Below are 20,021 nucleotides of genomic sequence, written 5' to 3'. Positions count from 1 at the left end.
GGGGCCGACGGTGACGGACGCCCCGCATATTGTGGTGATCGGCAGCGGCCTTGCCGGCTATGGCGTCCTGCGTGAGCTTCGCAAGCTTGCGCCGGACGCCCGGCTAACGCTGGTGACACAGGATGATGGGCACTTCTATTCCAAGCCTGCCCTGTCGACCGCACTTGCCAAAGGCAAGGTCGCTGACACACTGATCACCACCCCCGCCGAAAAGATGGTGGTTCAGCTCAAGCTGGACTTACGCGCTGGTCGGCAGGTTGAAGCGATCGATCGGGAGGACAAGGCAGTCCTTTCCACCGGCGGGCCGATCTTCTACGATAAGCTGGTGTTGGCGCTGGGTGCTGATCCGGTTCGACCGCCGATCGACGGCGATGCTGCCCATCGTGCGCTCGCGGTCAATAATCTCGATAATTACCGCGAATTCCGGGAGAAGCTGCCCGACGGCGCGCGCGTGCTCGTCATGGGCGGCGGCCTGGTTGGAACTGAATTCGCCAATGACCTTGCGGCGACCGGTTACCAGCCGGTGGTAGTCGACATGCTCTCTCACCCCCTGGCGCAACTCGTACCGCCGGGCGTGGGCGATATGATCCGCAATGCGCTTACAGCCAAGGGCGTCGAGTGGCATCTCGGCCGCAAGGTTGTGGCCATCCACAAAGCAGATCAGGGTATTCGCGCGGAGTTGGACGATGGCTTGGTCATCGAGGCGGCGGCAGTGCTTTCAGCCGTGGGCCTGCGCCCGCATCTCGACCTCGCGACAGAGGCAGGACTGGACGTGGCACGCGGTATCAAGGTGGACCGGACTGGCCGCACCAGCGATCCCGACATCTATGCGATCGGCGACTGCGCTGAATATCCGCAGGGCTTGGCCGCCTATGTCACCCCCATAATGGCTGCGGCGCGCGCGATCGCACCCAGCGTTCTTGGCACGCCGACCGACATCCGCTTTCCGCCTTTGTCGGTGCAGGTCAAGACCACGGCTTATCCTGTCGTTCTCCTGCCAGCGCCGCTGGGCGTCGAAGGCTGGTGGGAAGAGGCAGTGAATGACGAAAAGGGCCTCAAATATCTGTTCCGCGATTCCAGCGGGACGATCCGGGGCTATGTTTTCACACAAGACTATTGCCAGGAGCGCATGGACATGGACCGCGCCTTGAGCGAGCAAATGACAGGAGTGGCCGCGTGACGGGTTTGGTTCAGGACAAGGTTGCGATCGTCACCGGCGGGGCCAAGGGACTTGGTTATGGTATTTCCCGATGCCTCGCCCGTGACGGCGCCCATGTCCTCATCACCGGACGCGACGGCGCAACGGCGGAAAAGGTCGCGGCGCAGATCAGCGAGGAATTTGGGGTTCGAGCTGTCGGCATGGCTGCCGACGTGGGGGTCAAGCTGGACGTGGAGGCTATGATCGATCGCGCTGTCGCTGAATTTGGCGGCCTCGATATCCTCATCAACAACGCCTCACTGCTCTCTCCCAACATCCTGCTCGAACAGAAGACTGACGAAATGCTCCAGCGCACGCTGGAGATTGGTACCTGGGGCAGCTGGTGGGCCATGCGCGCCGCCTTCCCGCACATGAAGGCGCGCGGCGGCGGCTCGATCGTCAATTTCTACTCGATCGATGCCCAGACCGGTGCCTGGCTCCACGCCGATTATAATATGAACAAGGGCGCTATCATGGGCCTGACCCGCAGCGCTGCGGTCGAATGGGGGCGCTTCAATATCCGCACCAACGCCATTGCCCCCACGGGCATGGGTCAAGTGTTTGCGCAGTTGGCCGAGGAAGTGCCGGGTTTCCTGGAGATGGCGACCGCCAGCAATCCCTTGAAGCGCGCGGGCGACCCGGAAAAGGACATCGGTCCGGTAGTTCTGTTCCTCGCCTCGGACATGTCGCGTTTCGTCAATGGCGAGCTTATCAATGTGGATGGCGGGCAGCATCTGCCCGGCTATGTGAGTGTTCCTCACAATCTCGCAGAGATGGAAGCCCAGACATGAAGCTGATGCCACATGCCGACTGCAGCGAAATTGCCGCTACCGATCCATCATGCAGCGTCCAGAAGATCATGGACGGCACCTTGCGCGCAATCGGCAGCATCGGCGCGCGCCGCCTGTCGATGAGCGACATCAGCGAAAGCAGCGGCGTTTCACGCGGCACGCTCTACCGTTACTTCGCTTCCAAGGAAGACGTTCTGGCGGCCGTCAGCGAGTATATCTGCAGCAGTTTCGAAAAAGGCATAATAGAGGCCGGGAAAGACATTGCCGACCCGATCGAACGCTTTCGCGCGGTAATGCGTTTCTATGGCCGCTTCACCATCGAAAGGTCGCCGGAAGGCATTTTCGAGGTCGAGCCGGCCTTCCACCTCAACTTTTTGCGCAGCCATTTCAGCCGGCACAAGGCAGCCGTGCAGTGCGCACTCGACCCTGTGCTCGATTATTTCGAAGAAATGACCGGCAACCGGCTCGATCGCGACATCTTCTGCGACACGATGGTTCGGTTGCAACTGAGCACCCTCATCATTCCCGCAACTTCGGATTGGCTGGCGATCTGGAACAGCGCGCCCGACCGACTGTGCGAATGGGCATTGCAGATCGCCGGCCACGATACCAAACATAAGAAAGGATGAACTGATGGCTACCGTAGCAAAGCTGGAATCCGGCACGCAGGGCGGCTTCGCCGAAAAGGCAGTCGCCGACGCCTTCGTGGAAAAGGCGCGCAGCCTGCGCGGTTTCCTCCAGAGCGAAGCGCCCGAGGGTGAAAAGCGTCGCAATCCCACTCCGGCAGTGGACAAGATGCTGAAGGATGAAGGCTTTCTGCGCCTGCTTCTGCCTGAAAGATTGGGTGGCTTCGGCTTGTCGCCGACGGATTTCTGCCGTGTTCAGATCGAGATTGCCAAGGGGGATCCGGCCATCAGCTGGGTCATGCAAATCATCAACGGCACCAGCTGGATAACCAGCCTTGCACCCGATGGCGTTCAGGATGCGGTGTTCAGCGACGGCCCGCAGACCGTCTGTGGCGCCTATAATCCTCCGGGCAAAGCGCGCAAGGTCGAGGGCGGCTGGATCATCAACGGCAAGTGGCCCTATATGTCCGGATCACGCCAGTCAGTCTGGGCACAGCAAGGCGTCGTTCTGGAAGGCTATGAGGGTCCTGTCGTTCCGGGCATCAGCATGTGCTATCTGCCGATGGACAGCATGACCATCGAAGACACCTGGTTCGTGTCCGGCATGCAGGGCACCGGTTCCGACACGGCGATAGCCAAGGATGTATTCATTCCCGACGCACAGATGGTGCTGATGGATGAACGCGCAGGTCAGATTGACCGCACTAAGAGCAATTTCGGCGCCCCGTCGGACCTGCTACCCGCCGTTCCGGTCGTTCGCACTACCGGCATCGCGCAATTGATCGGTGCGGTTGAGGCAATGCTGGAGATCGTCACCGCAGAAGCGTCGAAGAAGCCTGTTCTGACCACCATTATTGGTCCGCGTACCAGCTCGGGCGCCTATATGCGCGATTTGGGCGAAGCGGCGGCGATGATCGACACTGCCAAGCTGATCCTGTTCGACCTGACCGCCAAACTCGACCGGATCGGCCTGGGCGAGGAGTTTTCGATCGAGGAAAAGGCGAAGCATCGCGCGGCTGGCGCGCAAATGATCGAGCTGGTCCACGGCGCGAGTGAATCCTTGATGTTCCAGGCCGGATCATCAGCTTTCTCGCTCGACAAGCCTATCAACCGCTATTGGCGCGATGTGTCGATGGCGACCCGCCACATCCAGAACATCCCGACCATCGGCTATGAAATTTACGGCCGCAGCACGGCGGGCGCCGACCCGATCTCGCCACCCGGCGCCTATTGAGATCGAAAAGTCGCGGGGCCGCCCAGCCCCGCGACTTCGCATCCCAAGGCATCATCTTCCAAAGCAGGAATCATAAGATGCGCGCTGCATTGATCGGCACTGATGGCCATTTCACAATGGCCGACCACGCCTCGCCCCAACCGGAGGGCGGCTACCGGCGGATTACAGTCTCGTCAGCAGGCATAGGGCCCACCGACCTGATGCGCGCAAAGGGCTTTTTCGGTCCCGTCACCACCCCCTATATCCCGGCGGGCGAAGGGGTCGGATTGCTGGAAGACGGCCGCCGCGTCTATTTCGGCCATGGCAAGCCGCCCTTTGGCGCACTCGCCGCACACACATTGGTCGCTGAGGATGAAATATGGCCGGTGCCCGACGACCTTGGCGACGACCAGCTTGTTGCGCTTGGCATTTCGGGCACGGGCGCGCTGATCCCGCTGGAGGAGGCGCAAATCGCCAAAGGCGAGTCGGTGCTCATTCTGGGCGCAACCGGCCCGGTGGGGCAGATTGGCGCGCAAGTCGCCCGCTTGTTGGGGGCGGGGCGCGTGGTCGTCGCCGCTCGCAATCGCCCAGCGCTGGAGGCGATGCAGGCGAAGGGCCATGCGGATGCCCTCGCGGTACTGGGCGAGGGAGATGACGAGGCCGCGTTGAAGGCCGTGGCAGACGGCGGCTATGATGTCATACTCGACATCATCTACGGCCCACCAGCGCAAGCCGCGATGCGCGCTACACGGCCCGGCGCGCGGATGATGAGCATCGGCGTGCAGGCGGGCCAGACCGTCAGCCTGTCCCTGCGCGATCTGGTCTTTCGCAGTCATGTCGGGGTCGGCACCGGCCAGCGCCCGGCAGCCGAACGCGGCGATGCCTATGCGCGGCTGATCGCTATGGCCCGGAAACAGGGGCTGACGGTCGATACGCGATGCTACACGTTCGATGACGCGCCCGCAGCCTGGGCAGCACAGGCAGGCAGTCCCCATGGCAAGATCGTCATTGGATTCTGAGCCGATGGACGCGGCTGCCTATATCGATCCGACCGTCCGGCTGTTTGGAGACGTTCGGCTGGGTAGGGATTGCAGCCTCTGGCCTTATGCCGTCATCCGTTGCGAACGGGAGTATGTGGCGATCGGAGCATGCGCCAGCGTGCAGGATCATGCGATGGCGCACATCGGATGGGATGACCCTACGATCATAGGCGATTACTGCACTATCGGGCATCGCGCGGTGGTGCATGGCTGCACCATCGAACCGGGCTGCCTGATCGGCGTCGGCGCCACCATCATGGAGGGCAGCATCATTGGTCGCGGATCGATCATAGCCGCGCACTGCTTCCTTCCGCCGCGCAGCATCATCCCGCCCCATTCGCTGGTGATGGGCATGCCCGGCCGGGTCGTGCGCCGCGTAGACAAGCTACAGTCCAACATCGTCGACGCGCTTCTCTATCGCGACAATGCGCGCGGTTATGCGGTGGGCGATCATCATGTGTGGAAAAGGTCGGACATGGCCGCGTTACGCGCCGAAGCCGACGCAATTCTTGCGCAGGAAGCGCCTGGCTGGAATGAGAATGGGCTGGCCGATAATGGCTGCCAATCAGGGATTTAATATGGCCGATACGCCCGGTTTTAACGAAAAGACCATGCTGGACCGCCTATTCCGGCAGGCCCGCAGCCACAATGGCTGGACCGACCGCCCTGTCACCGACGAAACAGTGCGTGCGATCTACGATCTTGCAAAATGGGGACCGACGACCGCGAATAGCACCCCCGCCCGCTTCGCCTTCATCCGATCGGCGACCGCCAAGGCCCGCCTCAAGCCGCATCTGAACGCCGGCAATGTCGACAAGGTGATGCAGGCGCCCTGCACCGTCATCATCGCGGGCGACAGCCGCTTTTACGAATATTATGCCACGCTCTTCCCGTCGCGCGACATGCGCAGCGTCTTCGAGGGCAAGGATGCGTTGATCGCGGATACGGTCGCCCGCTCCTCGACGCTCCAGGGCGCTTATCTGATCATGGCCGCCCGCGCGCTGGGGCTGGATTGCGGGCCGATGTCCGGTTTCGATCAAGCCGGGACGGACGCCGAATTTTTCCCCGACGGACGGTGGAAGAGCAATTTCCTGTGCAACATGGGCTATGGCAAGGCCGAGGCGTTGTTCCCGCGCAACCCGCGCCTTGATTTCGAAGCGGCGTGCCTCGATCTCTGATCCGGAAAATGCGGGGCGTCCTCACCAGGCGCCCCGCACCAGAGCGTTTTCACTTTGAGCGAAAACGCTCTTTTCTTTTGATGCCGCATTTTCCGAGCCGTTGACCGTAAACGGTCAACTTGAAAATGCTCTGGTCAAGCCCCCGCCTTCCAGACCAGCGGAAGCGCGACGGGCTGGATCATGCCGAGATGGCATTCAACCTTGTGACCAGGGGCGATGCGGAACTCGGGAATACGCGCCAGAAATTCCTCCATCGCGATCCGCAGCTCGCGCCGCGCCAGATGCATGCCCACGCAGGTATGCACGCCAAAGCCGAAGCCGACATGGCGCGACCGCCGCGTCAGTTGCACTTCAGCCGGGTTATCGAACTCGGCGGGATCGCGCCCAGCGAGCGTCGTCGACATCGCCACCTTGTCTCCCGGCATGAAACGGACGCCCCCTACTTCCGTTTCCTTCTTGCAGGTGCGGAAGGTCGTCACCGCGCCATAAGCCCGCATCAGTTCGTCTATGGCATGCGGTATTTCGGACGGATTGGCGCGCAGAAAGGCCTGGTCCGCCATATCGCTGCCCAGATGGCGGAAATGGAGCCCCATATTGGTCGAGACCGTATCAAGCCCGCCGATGAACAGGTTGAACATGAAGCCCAGCAATTCGTCCTGGGTGAGCGAGCGATCTCCAATCTTCCCCTGTACGCCAAAGGTGATGAGGTCCTCGCGCGGATGGGCACGCCGGTCTTCGATCTCGCGTCCCAGATACTCCAGCACGTTGCGTGTCGCTTCGGCGATCTTGAACATATCATGATTGTGGAGCAGGTTCATTTCCCACTCCATGAACTCGGCCACCCGGTCATGCGGCAGTCCCATCAGATCCATGAACACCTTGATCGGAAATTCGAAGGCGAACTCGCTCATGAACTCGCATTCGCCGCGCGCCGCAAAGGCGTCGATATATTCGACGGCATATTGGCGGATCTTGCTTTCAAGTGCCGCCATCGCCTTCGGCGTGAAGGCGGGATTGACCATCTGGCGAAACGGCCCATGCGCCGGCGGGTCCAGTTCGGCCGGGGAATTGATCCAGTTCCCCCCGACCAACTTGGAAAAGGGAGAAAAATCGGTGGACGAAAAATGATCGGTGTCGAGGTAGATAGCGCGCAAATGCTCCATCCGCCGCGGTACCCAGGCCGGCGTACCCCCCGGATAGGCGTGCGGCGCATAGATGATATCGGGTCCCTCATGCACGCGCGTGGCGAGATCATTGAAGGGGTCACGATCTGTGGTCATCCCGAAAATGAAAGGAAAGTCCTTAGACACCAGTTCGGGTGGCACATGATCGGGAATTGGTTGGTCGGGAAACATCATTTTCTCTCTCCTTGACGGCAGGGGATAGGCGTTATCGCCCCTGCCGCTTCACCTACCGTCTGGAAGGATTGGCCGTCCTGGAAGGATTGCCCGCCTGGAAGGATTGCCCGTTTAGTAGGATCGAGGCAGCCCGAGGCTCTCGGCAATGCCGTTGCGGACCATTTCGTTGGTGATCGGCCCGATCCGCCACAGGCGGCTGTCGCGCCAGTAACGCTGCATGTCGGTTTCCGCCGAATATCCCATGCCACCGAGGATCTGGATGCCGAGGTCTGCCGCAGCATTGGCGTTTTCCGACGCCATCAACTTGAGCATATTCGCCTCGACTCCTACATTTTCACCCCGAGCCTGCTTGTCGGCACAAAAATGCAGCATCAGTTCAGTGGTCTTCTGCATGGTCGCAATGTCGGCGACATAATGTTGCAAGCTTTGAAAGCGACCGATGATCCCGCCAAACGCCTTGCGTTGTTTCATATAGTCGAGCGCATCCTCCAGCACGCCGTCGATGACGCCAAGGCAGAAAGCACCCACCATGATCCGCTCGTTATTGAGCGTGGGCAGCAGCATGTACCAGGCCTTGTGCGGCTCACCCAGCACATGCTCGTCAGCAACGAAGGCATCCTCGAAATGGATCGAGCAGCTCCCCATTGAGCGCATCCCGAGCTTGGCGAGCGGCGTGATCTTCACACCATCCGTCTTCGTCGGCACCCAGAACAGGGTCAGCCCCTGGTGCTTTTTCTCCGCATTCTTGTCACTGCGCGCGATCACGAGCAGATAGTCGGCGACATGAGCCGAAGACGACCAGATCTTCTCGCCATTGATCTTCCAGCCGCCCTCGACCCGCTCGGCGGTGGTCGTCATCGCACCCAGCAGGTCAGTGCCGCCGCCCGGCTCCGTAAAGGCAATAGCGGCCTTGAGCTGGCCAGTCGCAATGAGCGGCAGATATTTGGCCTTCTGCTCCGGTGAGCCGTAGAGACCAATCGACTTTGACCCAGCAAAACTGGTGATCCCCCAGATCCAGGCAAGCCCCCCCAGCGAACGGGCAAGTTCACGCGCCAGCAGCATCTGCATGACGACATCGCCGCCCTGCCCGCCAAATTCTTCGGCTATGCCGACGCCGTGGAAACCCGCCTCGGTGAACTTCTCCCAAAGCGCGAATGGATAATTATGTTCGTCCTTCTCCAGCGCGCGCGCCCATTCCTTGGGCGCTTCCTTATCAACCCAGCGTCGCACCATATCCTGGAACGAGCGATATTCTTCGGGCAGTTCGAAATCCATCTTTAGTCCTTGCTGATGGGAGTGTGTATTTGATCGTCGCACAGCGCAATCAGCCGAGTGCTCATCCGGTCGAGACAGGCGAGAACAGCGGCATGATCGCCAGCCTTGAATGCACGCAGGATCGCTTCATGCTGCGACAGGCCATTGGCGGAGAGGGTGTTGATGCCGTGCAGGAAGATGAACCGGGCAATCAGCCCGCGTCGGTCAAGCGTGGAACGGAGCAGCTCACGATTCTCTGACGCCATGATGAAAATGGTATGGAAATCCAGGCCGGCGATGATCGCCGCCATATATTCTGACGTATCGATCGCTGCGCGATACCTCGCGATAGCCTGATCCAGCAGCAAGACCTGCCCGACCCCGATCCGGGCCATGCCCCAGTCATATCCCAGCCGCCACAATTCGGCTTGAACACGGATGAGATCGCGGGTCGCAGCCATATCGACCGGCGCCACACGCTTGCGCCGATGTGCTTCAATTTCGACCAGACCTTCCGACGCCAGCGTGCCCAGCGCCTCCCGTATCGGCGTTGCGCTCACCTTGAGCTGTTGCGCGAGCGCGGTTTCCCGCAACAGCGCGCCCGGCGCAATCAGGCCCGCCACGATCTTCGCCCGCAGTTGCTCAAGAACCGCCTGACGCAAGGTCGCTGGCGTTCCTAAAGGGCCGTTCACGGTCTCTCCGATACCCCAAAGCCAAGGGGAATCGACGGAAGGGGAAAGGGCTGATTCCATATTCTATAGAATGGCTGACCCTCGCCATGCCTGTGCCTATCGTAAGGTAGGATCGCCTATATTGGCCGCCGCCTAGATCGCGTTCATGACGTGCGCTCGATGCAAATTGCCGACGGAAGCCTATAGTCACCCCTGTGCCTCATGTGGCCATGCGGGTGGCGATATGCGGCGGGCCCTATTGTGGACGCTCCTACCCATCAGCATCGTCGCGATGACATTGGCGATCAGCCTCTCTATTTCCAAAATGCTGCGCCAAGGCAGCAGCCGAAATGAATATAGCAATGCGATCGAAGTGCAGGGCATGAATGGGCGAAGCGCCGCGTTCGCCAAAGTCATGCACGACGCTGGTCAACAATGCGCCAGCACGTCGAAGACGCTGTTCCGCGGCGACATTGGCACTAACGCCGCCTGGACAATACGTTGCCGCGATACAGGGGATTGGTTCATCCTGATCGCATCGACAGGGGCAACCCGCATCGCCAATTGTCGACCGCTCGAAGATGCAGGAACGCCCTGCTGGACACGAATTTAATCGTTCTGCGCTCCAGAACGACATCAACCTCTTCTCGGGAGTGCGCCGCAACTTCGTCTTCCTGCCGCATCTGATCGCACAGGGCAGGCCTACGCTCGCCGAACTGGCAAAACTCGCATGGGCATAGGTTTCATTGGTCAGGTTCCGAACGAACCCCGCTTCGCCCATCCCGATACGCGCACGACACTCGGCCACTTCACCGAAATCGTCTTTCGCGAAGATCCCGCCGGATGAAGCGCATTCAGTGCACCCCACCTTCCGCTCGATAGGCCGGCATCCGCCAACGCTCTTATAGGCTTGCCGAAGATCAAATATTCCCGGCGCTCTACGTCGGACATAGCAGAGAGGATTGTTACCCAATGCGCAAGATCGACCTACCCCATCTGGATCGCGCAGCCTTTGCCGGAAAATATGGCCCTTGGGCCGTCATTGCAGGCGCTTCTGAAGGCACCGGAGCCTGCTACGCCGAACAGCTTGCAGCGATGGGCATCAACCTCGTCCTCGTATCGCGCCGCCAGTCCACGCTCGACGCGCTGGGCCAACGACTTGCGGCCGAACATGGAATCGAGTTCCGCGCCCTCACTGCCGACCTGACCGAACAGGGCGCAGGCGCGCGCCTGGTTGAGGCAACCGCCGACCTCGACATCGGCCTCTATATCTCCAACGCCGGTGCCGATGGCGCGGGGAACAGCTTCTTTGGCGAGCCTGTGCAGCGCTCGCTCAACCTGCTGACAATGAATGCGGCCAATGTGCTGGAGGCTGTACACGGCTTTGGCAACCGCTTCCTCCAGCGCGGCAAAGGCGGTTTCGTCATCATGTCCTCGGGCGCGGGCCTGGGCGGCCAGCCGTGGCTTGTCATGTATTCGTCCACCAAAGCGTTCGAACTCAATTTCGTGGAATCCCTCTGGGCTGAACTGGACGGCCGGAATGTCGATATCGTCGGCGTTGCAGCGCCGATCATGGATACCCCGACCCTGCGCCGTGCGACCGAGGGGCTGGGTATGGACTATTCCACGGCTTATAACCCCGCGGATGTCTGCGCCCTCGCGCTCGCCAGCCTGGGCAAGGAACCGCTGGTGATCGTGCCCGACGGCCCGGACGAAGAGAAGATCCCGCAGATCCAGGCCGATCGCAAGGCCCGGCTCGTGGCGCTCGCCGAGTGGGGCAAGGCCTACACCGCCGCCGCTACCGCCTGACGGATCGAAGGAAAAACAGCATGACCGATCAGGTCGACGTCGTCGTCGTTGGCGCCGGACATAACGGCATGGCCGCTGCGGGCTATCTGGCACGGGAGGGCAAGAAGGTCGTCGTCGTCGAACGGCTCGGCAAGGTCGGCGGCATGACCAGCTCGGGCTATATGATCCCCGAAGCGCCCGAACATCTGGTGACGCCCTGTGCGGTCGAGCTGCTGTTCGCGCGCAAATCGGGCATCATTGAGGATTTCGACCTGCCCAAATATGGCCTGCGCACCGTCGATCCTGATCCGACCTATGCCTATCTTCACCCGGACGGCAGTTCGATTGCACTCTTCTACGATTATCGCCGCACGGCCGAAGACATTGCCCGCATCAACCGCAATGACGGCAGAGCCTATCTGGAGTTCATGAAGACGCTGAACGTCATGATGGACATCGGCTTTCCGATGATGATGGCCGAGCCGGGCAAGCCCGATTTGAAGAATATGGCGAAGATCATTGGCAGCGCGGTTCGTAATGTTCGGCTGAAGGACGAACTGATCTCCCTGTCGAAGGCAACTGCCGATCAGGTCGCCTGCGAGCGGTTCGAGCATCCCGCAACGATCGCCCTTCTGCTGGGTATCGCTGCGGGGGCTGGACCAGTTGATGACGATGGCAACGCGGCTGCCTATATGATCTTCGCCGTCACCCATAAATATGGCACTGGCAAGCCGATCGGCAGCCTCCAGTCCTTCTCCGACGCTCTGGCACGCAGCATACAGGCATCAGGCGCGACGATCGAACTCAACGCTCCGGTCGCCGAAATCATCGTCGACGATGGAGCGGCGAAGGGCGTGCGGCTGGAGGATGGCCGCGTGATCCGCGCCAGGATGGTGATCGCGACCTGCGACCCTCGCACGGCCATGCGACTGACGACGCCGGGTGGCGTACCCCGCGCGCTGATGCAGCGGATCGAACATGCGCCCGCCAACCGCTCCAACGCCGCGCCATTCCTTGCCAATGTGGCGATGTCGGGACCGCTTGCGCTCAAGAAGCATCAGGACATGCGCCATGACGATGCCGATCTCAACAAGGCAGTCGGCCTGATCGGCACGCCGGAGGAAGTGCGCGAATCCTTCGCGAGCGCGCGGCGCGGCGACATTCCCGATCGCCACGCCCTGTCGCTCAGCCCGCTGTCCAATTCCGATCCGACGCAGGCGCCACCGGGCGGATCGCTCGCCTATATCTACCTGCCCGCCATGGCGGTGGATGCCCGCGAAGGCTGGTCGCCGACGCTTAAGGACAAGGCCATGTCCTCGATCCTGTCGCATCTGGGCGAATATTATGACGGCCTCGACACAGAAGTCGGCCGCTTCGTGGAAACGGCCCGTGAGCGCGAAAAGCGGCTCAACGTCACCAATGGTTGCGTCACCCATATTGACTTCGGCGCGCTGCGTTCGGGCCTGCATCGCCCGGCTACCGGCTTTGGCGGTCCCAAGCCGCCCTTCCCCGGCTTCCTGATCGGCGGCGCGGGCGCGCATCCGGGCGGCGGCGTATCGGGCATTGCCGGGCGGATCGCAGCCAACCGCGCCCTGCGCGAACTCAAGAAGATGAAATAGGGGCTGTGATGACGACTTTGGCGAACCCGGCGGGCATTCCCGCCAGACTGGAAGACGTAACGGCCGAATGGCTGACCGACATCATGCAACCGCGTTATCCTGGCATCGTGGTGGAGCGGATGGATGCGGTCTTCCTGCGCAACAGTCACACAACCAAATATCAGGTAAAACTGACCCTCAACGACATTGGCAAAGCAGCCGGCATTGCTGAAAATGTCTGCCTGAAAGCCAATTGGGCGCAGTTCGAAAGCCAGGGCATTTGCCGTCTGGAAGCCCGCTTTTACGAAGATTTCCGCCGACACGTCGCCTTCCCCGCGCCCCGCTCCTATTTCGAGGCCTGGGACCCACGTCAGGACAGCGGACAGGGTCTTGTCGTAATGGAGGATCTCTCGATCGAGGGCGGCCAATTCGGGACCAGCACCGACCATATGGGCGTGGAGGAAGCGGCGCGCGCCGTAGAGAGCCTCGCCCGCATACATGGGGCATTTTGGGATAGTCCGGTGTTGCACGCCGCCGATTGGCTCCCAGTATCCATGGTGACACCGGTCGATGCACAGCAACTGCACATGATGTACAGTTTTGCCAAGGCAAACCATGCCAAGCCGGAATATCAGTCCTTCCTTCCCAACTGGATCAAGGGCGATTTGTCGCGGCTCCACACGGTCTTCGACGCCCTGGTCGATTTCGCTCGGACCAAGGAACAAGGGCCATGGTGCCTGGTCCATGGCGACAGCCATCAGGGCAACAGCTATGTCCGTCCCGATGGAAAGCGGGTCTGGCTCGACTGGCAACTGGTGCGGAAGGGCCGGCCGATCCGCGATTTCACCTATTTCATCCTCGGCGCGTTGACGATCGAGGAGCGTCGCGCCAATGACCGCGACCTGTTGCGCCATTACCGCCGCTGCCTGGTCGAAACCGGAGCGCAAAATGTCCCCGACGACGAGACGCTGTGGGAATATTATCGCCGCTGGCCGCCCTATGCGATGCAAGCATGGATCGCGAACATGGACGAATGGGGCCAGAAAGGCGCGCATATCGTCGAGCGCATCTTCATCGCCGGTGAAGATCTGGGTACCGTGGAAGCGCTAGGCGTCACTTTCTGAAGGGGCGAGCAGCATGACCGATGCCATCACGCCATTCCGGGTCGCCATTCCCGATACGGCGCTGGAGGATTTGCGCCGACGGCTGGCCTCCGCACGCTGGCCAACCGCCGAAACGGTTTCCGATTGGAGCCAGGGCGTCCCGCTGGCGGTCCTCCGCGACTTGTGTGACCATTGGACGCACCGCTATGATTGGCGGCGGTGCGAAGCTGCGCTGAACGCCCTGCCCCAGTTCACGACGCGGATCGACGATCTGTCGATGCATTTCCTTCACATCCGCAGCGATCGACCAGATGCCCTGCCGCTGATCCTGACCCATGGCTGGCCGGGTTCGGTCCTGGAATTCCTGAAAGTCATCGGCCCGCTCACCGATCCTGCCGCACATGGCGCGCCCGACGCGCCCGCCTTCCATGTCGTCATCCCCTCGCTGCCAGGTTATGGCTTCTCCGATAAGCCGACAGCACAAGGCTGGGGCGTCGAAAGAATCGCTGAGGCCTGGATACTCCTCATGCGCCGCCTGGGTTACGCCCGCTTCGTCGCACAGGGCGGCGATTGGGGAGCGGCGGTCACGACGGCGATCGCCATGGCCGCACCACCAGAATGCGTCGGCGTGCATCTCAATATGCCGCTCGTCTTCCCCGAAGAAAGCGACTTCGCCAATCTGACCGCCGCCGAAAGCAAAACGGTCGAGCGGATGCAATATTATCAGGAGCAGGATGCCGGCTATGCCAAGCTGCAAGGCACCCGCCCGCAAACGATAGGCTATGCGCTGGCCGATTCACCCGTAGCGCAAGCGGCCTGGATCTATGAAAAATTCCAGGCTTGGACCGACAATCAGGGTCGGCCCGAGGACGCGCTAAGCCGCGATGAGATGCTGGACATGATCAGCTTATACTGGCTCACCAACAGCGGCGCATCATCCGCCCGGCTTTACTGGGAAAGCGCGAATGCGTTCCGCGCGCAACGGCTGGAACTGCCGGTCGGGGTCAGTCTCTTCGCGAAGGAAATTTTCCGTCCGTCGCGGCGTTGGGCGGAGCGCAGCTATCCCAATCTTGCCTATTGGAACGAGTTACCCGTCGGCGGCCATTTCGCAGCTTTCGAGCAACCCGTCCTGTTCGCCGAGGAAATGCGCGCCTGCTTCAAGGCGATGGCAAGCGAATGAAGGGACAGCCCCCCTTCCCGACGGGAAGAGAGCGGCTTCTCATGCTTCAGTCATTCGGTCCATGACCGTCTTTGCAGCCTGACGGGCGGTCGCCGCCATCGGGAAGCCGGCATAGCCGCTGCCATGATAGATGACCTTTTCCAATTCGTCCCGCGTCACGCCATTGCCCACCACTACATATCCAACGCCTTACGGGAACTGGAAATTCTGGCAAGTGGCGGGGCGCCCCGCGCTACAACTGATTGCTGCCGGCCGCGGCGAACAGGCGCTGGAAATCGACCATCGTCGGCTGGTGCGCGGTGAAGCCGCCATCGACCGGGATCAGCGCCCCATTGATGAAGCGCGACTCATCCGACGCCAGGAAGGCGACAACATTGGCAATGTCCCGCATACTGCCCAGCGTCGGGTTGAGATGATGGTCGAGCAGCACATCCTTGACTGCCTGCGGCGTGGTCTCGACCGCCGTTTCGCTCAACACGAAACCGATGGCGACGACATTCGACCGGACACCCTGCTTACCATATTGCGTCGCCAGGAACCGACTGAGATTGATCAGCGCCGCCTTCGACGCGCCATAGGCAGTCAAAGTCATCTCGCCAAGCAGGCCGAAGCCGGAGGCCGAATGGATCAACGATCCGCCACCGCCCGCGATCATCGTCGGCAGTGCATATTTGCACAGGAGCATCGGTCCCCGCGCATTGACCGCAAAGGCCTTGTCCCACGCGTCGGTCGCAAGGTTGATGACATCAAGGTCGCCCGCACGCTGTTCCGGCGCTTGATAGGCGGCATTGTTGTGGATGATGTCGATGCGCCCGTGCCGGTCAACGATGCCTGCGACGGCAGCTGCCACGCCATCCTCATCGGCGAGGTCGAACGCAACGGCATCCGCCCGATGGCCAGCCGAGCATAGGGCATCGGCCACCGCTCCAACACGGTCTTTCGCAATATCCGCCAGGATCACGGTCGCACCGCGCTCTGCCAACAGTGCGGCGACGTCAGCGCCAATACCCTGCCCGGCTCCCGTCACGATGGCAACGCGGCCTTCAAAAGCGGTGGTCATGTGAATTCCCTTTCATGGAGGACTGAAGCAATAGGCGCAGATCTTGTTGCCGTCCGGGTCGAACAGATAGGCGCCATAGGCATGGGATACCGCGGCGCGCGGTCCCGGCAATCCTGCGTCACGTCCACCCGCAGCCAACCCCGCAGCATGGAAACAATCCACCGCGTCGCGGTCAGGTGCCTGGAAGCTCAGCGTCGCGCCGTTCGAGGGCGTCGCTTCACCTTCGAACGGGCGCAAGATCAGCAGTTCGGGCACATGCCGGCCATAGCCGATCCCCTGATTCAGAAAAGGTCCGAGATTGACGATGCCCAGGGGCGCGAGAACCTCGTCGTAAAAACGGCGCGCACGCGCCAGATCGTTGGAGCCAAGGCAGGCATGGGTGAAAATCCCCATATCTTCACCCACCCAAGCGATATGACACTGGCTCCGCAATGGTGCCCTGAGCTTCTTCCGGTCCTGAATCCGCGGTACCAAACATCATCTTTTCAGCTCATCGCCAGCTTTTCAGCCCCCCCGGTGCGCACCCTGTTGCCCATGTGGGCGCGAGCGCGTTCCTCTTCACCCACCCCCGCAGCAGTGGGATGCTGGACATCATCCTTTGTCAGCCGCGGGGTCGCGACGTCCCACTGGGTAATACGCAGGCTGGCAATCCGGCCACCTGCGCGCAGCGCTACGTCAGCCCCGGTCCAGGCTGCCCGCGCGGCACCGGCGTCGCAGAGCCGATAGATGGCAACATAGCGATATTCGGGCACGACCGGGATCATCTGCCCGAAAGTGCGGAAGACCAGAAGTGTCGCCGACTTGACACCCGGCCGCGCTGCGGCCTCGCGGAAGTGGCCCTCGCCCAGCCAGCGCGCAAAATCCCCTTCGCCTCCATCGGCCGGGTTCACCTCTTCCAGGATAGCGCCCTCATCTGCAGCCGTTTCCGGATCATTGTCCTGGAAGGCCAAAGGATAATAATGGAAGTCATATAGCTCGCTATCGTCGATCGCATCCGACACCTGCATCCGCGATGTCAGCGCATTGTCCAGATGCTCACGACTGAAACGCACCGGATCGAATACGTCGTAAAGCGCCAGATATTGCCAGTTAAACCCCTCGATCGGACAGGGCTGCGCGCTCGCCAGATGGAAACGCTGGGCAGTGACCGATCCCCGAAAACGCAGCGCATCGCGAATGTGGATGTTGGTGTACCAGTCCTCCATGTCGGCCTCTCGGCCTTCGACGGCCCTGGTCAACACCACCAGCACGGCATCAATCATCGCGTTGCTCCCTATTCTGATGGATGCGCAGGCGGGGCCAGGAACGTCAGCGGCGCGCCCATGCTCGTCCGGTAGGACAGTGGCTGCTTGCCGTCGGTGTCGCGAATACCGTAGCGTTCGGCCAGTTCCGCACCGATCACAGCCTTGCCGGACAGGCTCGCCAAGCTGGAATCCTCCGCCAGCCGATCGAGCACCAGCCCGGAAAATTCCGGCGTCTCCCAATGCGGCAGCATGGCGCGCAATTCGTCGGGGATCATCTCGGGCGGCATCGCACGCACCGCGTCGGTCAGGATGAAGCCCGGCCAGAAGGAAACGGCTGCCACGCCATGAGGCGCCAGATCAATCGCCATGTCGGCCGTCATCTTGTCGGTGCCCGCCTTCGCCGCGCCATAGGCAGGGCCGTGGAAATAAGACACCGCGCCATAGAAGGAAATGCTGGCGATCAGCCCGCGTCCCGCCGCGACCATGAGGGGGGCTGCATGATAGGAGGCGACATAGCTGGACCGCAGGCCGACGTCGATCATGTCGGCAAGCCTGATCGGCTTTTCCCAGAAGCCACCGGGCGCGACCAGATCCTGTCCGTACACAGCGGCGGCATTGTTGACCAGCACATCCAGTCGTCCCTCCGTCCGCTCGGCCAGCCGGGCGAAGGCGCGCTCGACCGAGGTATCGTCACGATGGTCACATTCCAGCGCGATGCCTTTGCCCCCCGCCCGCTCGATCTCGCCCACGACCTCGCCAAGTTGCGCCGCGTCCCTGCCGGTGATGGCGACGATGTTACCCCGCGAAGCAAAACCGCGCGCCATGCCCCGCCCCAGCCCACGCGTCGCGCCGGTAATCATCACGATTTTCTCGCCCAACTTCATCATCCTTCCATATTTTCGCCGACGAACATCGTCCTCTCCCTGGACCGAATGACCTATCGGAGGGACGGTGCACTGGCTCTATCGTGTCGCGGGCAGCACGACGTTGCAAGCCGCTCCGCCAAGCGCGGTCGGGCCAAATAACTGGAGGCGCCGCCCCTCGATCGTCGCCAGCACGGTGATGAGCGTTTCATCCTCTTCTGGACCCGCCGCCCTGACATGAGATTCCAGCGCCTGTGCCGCCTCCGGCCAGTCCGTGAAAGGACGACCCAGCAGGGCGGATATGTCAGCCAGATTATGAGCGACCATCTCGGCGCCATAGCTATCCGCACGCTGCGCCCATTCGATTAGTTCGGCGACCTGCGCCTTCTGCATCCGGCTCGCATCGTCCTCGACCACCAGCCCCTCCAGCGTATCGGCCAGCTTGGCCATCAGTGGCGCGTTGTCGCCCGTTCGCTCCGGCAGCGGCGATAGCTCGGGCAACGGCACACCCGACAGCTGCGACAACGCCAGCAGGATCGATCGGCGTAGCGAAAGGTCGAACATCAGATAGACTGAATGCGGATCGCCCATGCATGGTTCGCCGACCGTACCGGTAAACTGCATCGTGCCCAACAGCGAGAATTGGAGCACATGGAACACCACCGCCTCATGGTCGACCGGCTCGCCCATCGCCTCCTCATAATAGCGTATCAGATCGGGCAGCGGCGCGCCCAGCGGCTCGTAGCTATTGCGCATTCCCATGGTCGCAATGTCGACCAGCGGATCGCCGATCATGGAAAATTCGAAGTCGTAAAGTTTCGTCATCGCACCGTTTTCGACCAGATACTGACCTGAATCGAACTGGATGAAGCTGGCGCGCTCCCGGTGCCTGGGCACATTACGACGCAGCCACTGGATGACAAATTCGATCAGTGGCTCGGGCCGGCTCTTGGTCCGCAGATAATGCGGCATATAGGCATCCAGACCGACCAGCGCGATCGCTTCCGCGCCTTCGGGCCGATGCACGCCCGCCTCGACCAAGGGTTCGATCGGCAGCTGGTGCATAGCCGCCACCGCTTTCATATAGGTGCGGCCAATCGCGCTTTTGGTCGCGTCGTCCAGCGCGGAAAAATCTCGGGTGCCTTCGATCGCCTCCATGACGATGCAGGGCGGGTCCGCAAGATAGCCGTAGATTTCCGGCACCGGCAGCCCCTGATCGTGCAACAGCGCGATAATATCCGCTTCGCGCTTCAAGTCGGGGAAGATGGAGACATCCCCGCCCCGGTCCCCACGCAGGTGGAGGCGACGGATCGCGCCGTCCTTCTCTACATCAACGAACCAGGACGGCCGCCAGCGTACCAGCCGTTCAAGCCCGACCACGGTACCACCCGTCAACTGCTCGACGAAGCGCGTAATTCGCGCGACGGCCGCGTCGTCATAATCGTTGAAGGGTGTCGCTTCGCTCACTTGGCGCCGCCTTCGATGGAAAATGCCTCGGCCACCACCCGCGTATCCATATATTCCTTGCCCGACAGAATCTGCCCGTCCCTTATGATCAGCAGGTTATGATATTCGTTGCGATAGACCCGGTCGGCGAACACCATCTCGCCGCGCACCTCGACAGCGACCCGATCACCCTCGGCGGTGATACCTACAATTTGCGCCGTGCGCTTCGACGCGGTCAGAAGACCTGCCTTAACGCTGGCGATGAAGTCGGCGCGGCTCATGTCGCCATGGCCCAATATCCACCAGGTACAGTCAGGATGCTGCAACGCCTCGATCGTGGCGACGTCCCCCTCCTCGACCGCGCGCATATAGCGCCGCGCTACCATCTTGTTCGCCTCGATTTCGGCCAT

The 20,021-nt window shown here is 61.5% G+C and carries 22 protein-coding genes; 12 read left to right on the top strand and 10 right to left on the bottom strand.

What is annotated here, in order from left to right; all coding sequences use genetic code 11:
• Nucleotides 1-10: 10 nt before the first annotated feature.
• From WFR25_RS12315 to WFR25_RS12285, 7 genes are all read left to right on the top strand, one after another.
• The gene (locus WFR25_RS12315; RefSeq protein WP_336971249.1) at nucleotides 11-1,180 is read left to right on the top strand and encodes an NAD(P)/FAD-dependent oxidoreductase; all 1,170 of its coding nucleotides are present in this window, start codon (nucleotides 11-13) and stop codon (nucleotides 1,178-1,180) included.
• The gene (locus WFR25_RS12310) at nucleotides 1,177-1,989 is read left to right on the top strand and encodes an SDR family NAD(P)-dependent oxidoreductase (RefSeq protein ID WP_336971247.1); all 813 of its coding nucleotides are present in this window, start codon (nucleotides 1,177-1,179) and stop codon (nucleotides 1,987-1,989) included. Before WFR25_RS12315 ends, WFR25_RS12310 begins: the two co-directional genes overlap by 4 nt.
• Nucleotides 1,986-2,618 (top strand): TetR/AcrR family transcriptional regulator, encoded by a 633-nt coding sequence (locus WFR25_RS12305; protein ID WP_336971245.1) that lies wholly within the window; start codon nucleotides 1,986-1,988, stop codon nucleotides 2,616-2,618. Before WFR25_RS12310 ends, WFR25_RS12305 begins: the two co-directional genes overlap by 4 nt.
• 4 nt (nucleotides 2,619-2,622) lie before the next feature.
• Entirely contained in the window at nucleotides 2,623-3,849 is a 1,227-nt protein-coding gene (locus tag WFR25_RS12300; protein WP_336971244.1) for an acyl-CoA dehydrogenase family protein, read from the top strand.
• A 77-nt stretch (nucleotides 3,850-3,926) separates the two neighbouring features.
• Entirely contained in the window at nucleotides 3,927-4,847 is a 921-nt protein-coding gene (locus WFR25_RS12295; RefSeq protein WP_336971241.1) for a quinone oxidoreductase family protein, read from the top strand.
• A gap of 4 nt (nucleotides 4,848-4,851) precedes the next feature.
• The gene (locus WFR25_RS12290; RefSeq protein WP_336971240.1) at nucleotides 4,852-5,445 is read left to right on the top strand and encodes a gamma carbonic anhydrase family protein; all 594 of its coding nucleotides are present in this window, start codon (nucleotides 4,852-4,854) and stop codon (nucleotides 5,443-5,445) included.
• A 1-nt stretch (nucleotide 5,446) separates the two neighbouring features.
• A complete protein-coding gene (locus tag WFR25_RS12285) occupies nucleotides 5,447-6,046 on the top strand; it encodes a malonic semialdehyde reductase (RefSeq protein WP_336971239.1) in 600 nt (199 codons plus the stop codon).
• A 134-nt stretch (nucleotides 6,047-6,180) separates the two neighbouring features.
• Here the strand turns inward: WFR25_RS12285 and WFR25_RS12280 are convergent, their stop codons facing one another.
• From WFR25_RS12280 to WFR25_RS12270, 3 genes are all read right to left on the bottom strand, one after another.
• A complete protein-coding gene (locus tag WFR25_RS12280) occupies nucleotides 6,181-7,404 on the bottom strand; it encodes a cytochrome P450 (RefSeq protein ID WP_336971238.1) in 1,224 nt (407 codons plus the stop codon).
• A gap of 111 nt (nucleotides 7,405-7,515) precedes the next feature.
• Entirely contained in the window at nucleotides 7,516-8,679 is a 1,164-nt protein-coding gene (locus WFR25_RS12275; protein ID WP_336971237.1) for an acyl-CoA dehydrogenase family protein, read from the bottom strand.
• A 2-nt stretch (nucleotides 8,680-8,681) separates the two neighbouring features.
• Nucleotides 8,682-9,350 (bottom strand): GntR family transcriptional regulator, encoded by a 669-nt coding sequence (locus WFR25_RS12270; protein WP_336971236.1) that lies wholly within the window; start codon nucleotides 9,348-9,350, stop codon nucleotides 8,682-8,684.
• A gap of 271 nt (nucleotides 9,351-9,621) precedes the next feature.
• Between WFR25_RS12270 and WFR25_RS12265 the strand changes: the two genes are divergently transcribed.
• From WFR25_RS12265 to WFR25_RS12245, 5 genes are all read left to right on the top strand, one after another.
• Complete coding sequence (locus WFR25_RS12265; protein WP_336971235.1) at nucleotides 9,622-9,942, top strand: hypothetical protein; 321 nt, start codon at nucleotides 9,622-9,624, stop codon at nucleotides 9,940-9,942.
• A gap of 359 nt (nucleotides 9,943-10,301) precedes the next feature.
• Entirely contained in the window at nucleotides 10,302-11,138 is an 837-nt protein-coding gene (locus WFR25_RS12260) for an SDR family NAD(P)-dependent oxidoreductase (protein WP_336971234.1), read from the top strand.
• Between the two features lie 20 nt (nucleotides 11,139-11,158).
• Nucleotides 11,159-12,736 (top strand): phytoene desaturase family protein, encoded by a 1,578-nt coding sequence (locus WFR25_RS12255; RefSeq protein ID WP_336971233.1) that lies wholly within the window; start codon nucleotides 11,159-11,161, stop codon nucleotides 12,734-12,736.
• An 8-nt stretch (nucleotides 12,737-12,744) separates the two neighbouring features.
• A complete protein-coding gene (locus tag WFR25_RS12250) occupies nucleotides 12,745-13,839 on the top strand; it encodes a phosphotransferase (RefSeq protein WP_336971231.1) in 1,095 nt (364 codons plus the stop codon).
• A gap of 13 nt (nucleotides 13,840-13,852) precedes the next feature.
• A complete protein-coding gene (locus WFR25_RS12245) occupies nucleotides 13,853-14,998 on the top strand; it encodes an epoxide hydrolase family protein (protein ID WP_336971230.1) in 1,146 nt (381 codons plus the stop codon).
• Between the two features lie 39 nt (nucleotides 14,999-15,037).
• Here the strand turns inward: WFR25_RS12245 and WFR25_RS12240 are convergent, their stop codons facing one another.
• The 7 genes from WFR25_RS12240 to WFR25_RS12210 form a co-directional block, all read right to left on the bottom strand.
• Entirely contained in the window at nucleotides 15,038-15,172 is a 135-nt protein-coding gene (locus WFR25_RS12240; RefSeq protein ID WP_336971229.1) for a carboxymuconolactone decarboxylase family protein, read from the bottom strand.
• Between the two features lie 58 nt (nucleotides 15,173-15,230).
• Nucleotides 15,231-16,058 carry an SDR family NAD(P)-dependent oxidoreductase gene (locus tag WFR25_RS12235; protein ID WP_336971227.1) on the bottom strand — a complete coding sequence of 276 codons (828 nt, stop codon included), beginning with the start codon at nucleotides 16,056-16,058 and terminating at the stop codon, nucleotides 15,231-15,233.
• 12 nt (nucleotides 16,059-16,070) lie between these two features.
• A complete protein-coding gene (locus WFR25_RS12230; RefSeq protein WP_336971225.1) occupies nucleotides 16,071-16,451 on the bottom strand; it encodes a VOC family protein in 381 nt (126 codons plus the stop codon).
• A gap of 92 nt (nucleotides 16,452-16,543) precedes the next feature.
• Nucleotides 16,544-17,320 carry a hypothetical protein gene (locus WFR25_RS12225; protein ID WP_336971223.1) on the bottom strand — a complete coding sequence of 259 codons (777 nt, stop codon included), beginning with the start codon at nucleotides 17,318-17,320 and terminating at the stop codon, nucleotides 16,544-16,546.
• A gap of 11 nt (nucleotides 17,321-17,331) precedes the next feature.
• The gene (locus tag WFR25_RS12220) at nucleotides 17,332-18,180 is read right to left on the bottom strand and encodes an SDR family NAD(P)-dependent oxidoreductase (protein ID WP_336971221.1); all 849 of its coding nucleotides are present in this window, start codon (nucleotides 18,178-18,180) and stop codon (nucleotides 17,332-17,334) included.
• A gap of 84 nt (nucleotides 18,181-18,264) precedes the next feature.
• The gene (locus WFR25_RS12215) at nucleotides 18,265-19,632 is read right to left on the bottom strand and encodes a phosphotransferase (RefSeq protein WP_336971219.1); all 1,368 of its coding nucleotides are present in this window, start codon (nucleotides 19,630-19,632) and stop codon (nucleotides 18,265-18,267) included.
• Entirely contained in the window at nucleotides 19,629-20,021 is a 393-nt protein-coding gene (locus WFR25_RS12210; RefSeq protein WP_336971217.1) for a nuclear transport factor 2 family protein, read from the bottom strand. Before WFR25_RS12210 ends, WFR25_RS12215 begins: the two co-directional genes overlap by 4 nt.

The sequence above is a fragment of the Sphingobium aromaticiconvertens genome (assembly GCF_037154075.1).
Lineage (GTDB): Bacteria > Pseudomonadota > Alphaproteobacteria > Sphingomonadales > Sphingomonadaceae > Sphingobium > Sphingobium aromaticiconvertens.
The sequence above is the reverse complement of the archived record's forward strand: the minus strand, read 5'-3'. Positions and strand labels throughout refer to the sequence as shown.

What these genes read in the sequence shown, in the direction of transcription:
- WFR25_RS12305 (WP_336971245.1), top strand. Translation starts at nt 1,986, where the DNA reads ATGAAGCTGATGCCACATGCCGACTGCAGCGAAATTGCCGCTACCGAT.
- WFR25_RS12300 (WP_336971244.1), top strand. Translation starts at nt 2,623, where the DNA reads ATGGCTACCGTAGCAAAGCTGGAATCCGGCACGCAGGGCGGCTTCGCC.
- WFR25_RS12295 (WP_336971241.1), top strand. Translation starts at nt 3,927, where the DNA reads ATGCGCGCTGCATTGATCGGCACTGATGGCCATTTCACAATGGCCGAC.
- WFR25_RS12290 (WP_336971240.1), top strand. Translation starts at nt 4,852, where the DNA reads ATGGACGCGGCTGCCTATATCGATCCGACCGTCCGGCTGTTTGGAGAC.
- WFR25_RS12285 (WP_336971239.1), top strand. Translation starts at nt 5,447, where the DNA reads ATGGCCGATACGCCCGGTTTTAACGAAAAGACCATGCTGGACCGCCTA.
- WFR25_RS12280 (WP_336971238.1), bottom strand. Translation starts at nt 7,404, where the DNA reads ATGATGTTTCCCGACCAACCAATTCCCGATCATGTGCCACCCGAACTG.
- WFR25_RS12275 (WP_336971237.1), bottom strand. Translation starts at nt 8,679, where the DNA reads ATGGATTTCGAACTGCCCGAAGAATATCGCTCGTTCCAGGATATGGTG.
- WFR25_RS12265 (WP_336971235.1), top strand. Translation starts at nt 9,622, where the DNA reads ATGACATTGGCGATCAGCCTCTCTATTTCCAAAATGCTGCGCCAAGGC.
- WFR25_RS12260 (WP_336971234.1), top strand. Translation starts at nt 10,302, where the DNA reads ATGCGCAAGATCGACCTACCCCATCTGGATCGCGCAGCCTTTGCCGGA.
- WFR25_RS12255 (WP_336971233.1), top strand. Translation starts at nt 11,159, where the DNA reads ATGACCGATCAGGTCGACGTCGTCGTCGTTGGCGCCGGACATAACGGC.
- WFR25_RS12250 (WP_336971231.1), top strand. Translation starts at nt 12,745, where the DNA reads ATGACGACTTTGGCGAACCCGGCGGGCATTCCCGCCAGACTGGAAGAC.
- WFR25_RS12245 (WP_336971230.1), top strand. Translation starts at nt 13,853, where the DNA reads ATGACCGATGCCATCACGCCATTCCGGGTCGCCATTCCCGATACGGCG.
- WFR25_RS12235 (WP_336971227.1), bottom strand. Translation starts at nt 16,058, where the DNA reads ATGACCACCGCTTTTGAAGGCCGCGTTGCCATCGTGACGGGAGCCGGG.
- WFR25_RS12230 (WP_336971225.1), bottom strand. Translation starts at nt 16,451, where the DNA reads ATGGGGATTTTCACCCATGCCTGCCTTGGCTCCAACGATCTGGCGCGT.
- WFR25_RS12225 (WP_336971223.1), bottom strand. Translation starts at nt 17,320, where the DNA reads ATGATTGATGCCGTGCTGGTGGTGTTGACCAGGGCCGTCGAAGGCCGA.
- WFR25_RS12210 (WP_336971217.1), bottom strand. Translation starts at nt 20,021, where the DNA reads ATGGCCGAAATCGAGGCGAACAAGATGGTAGCGCGGCGCTATATGCGC.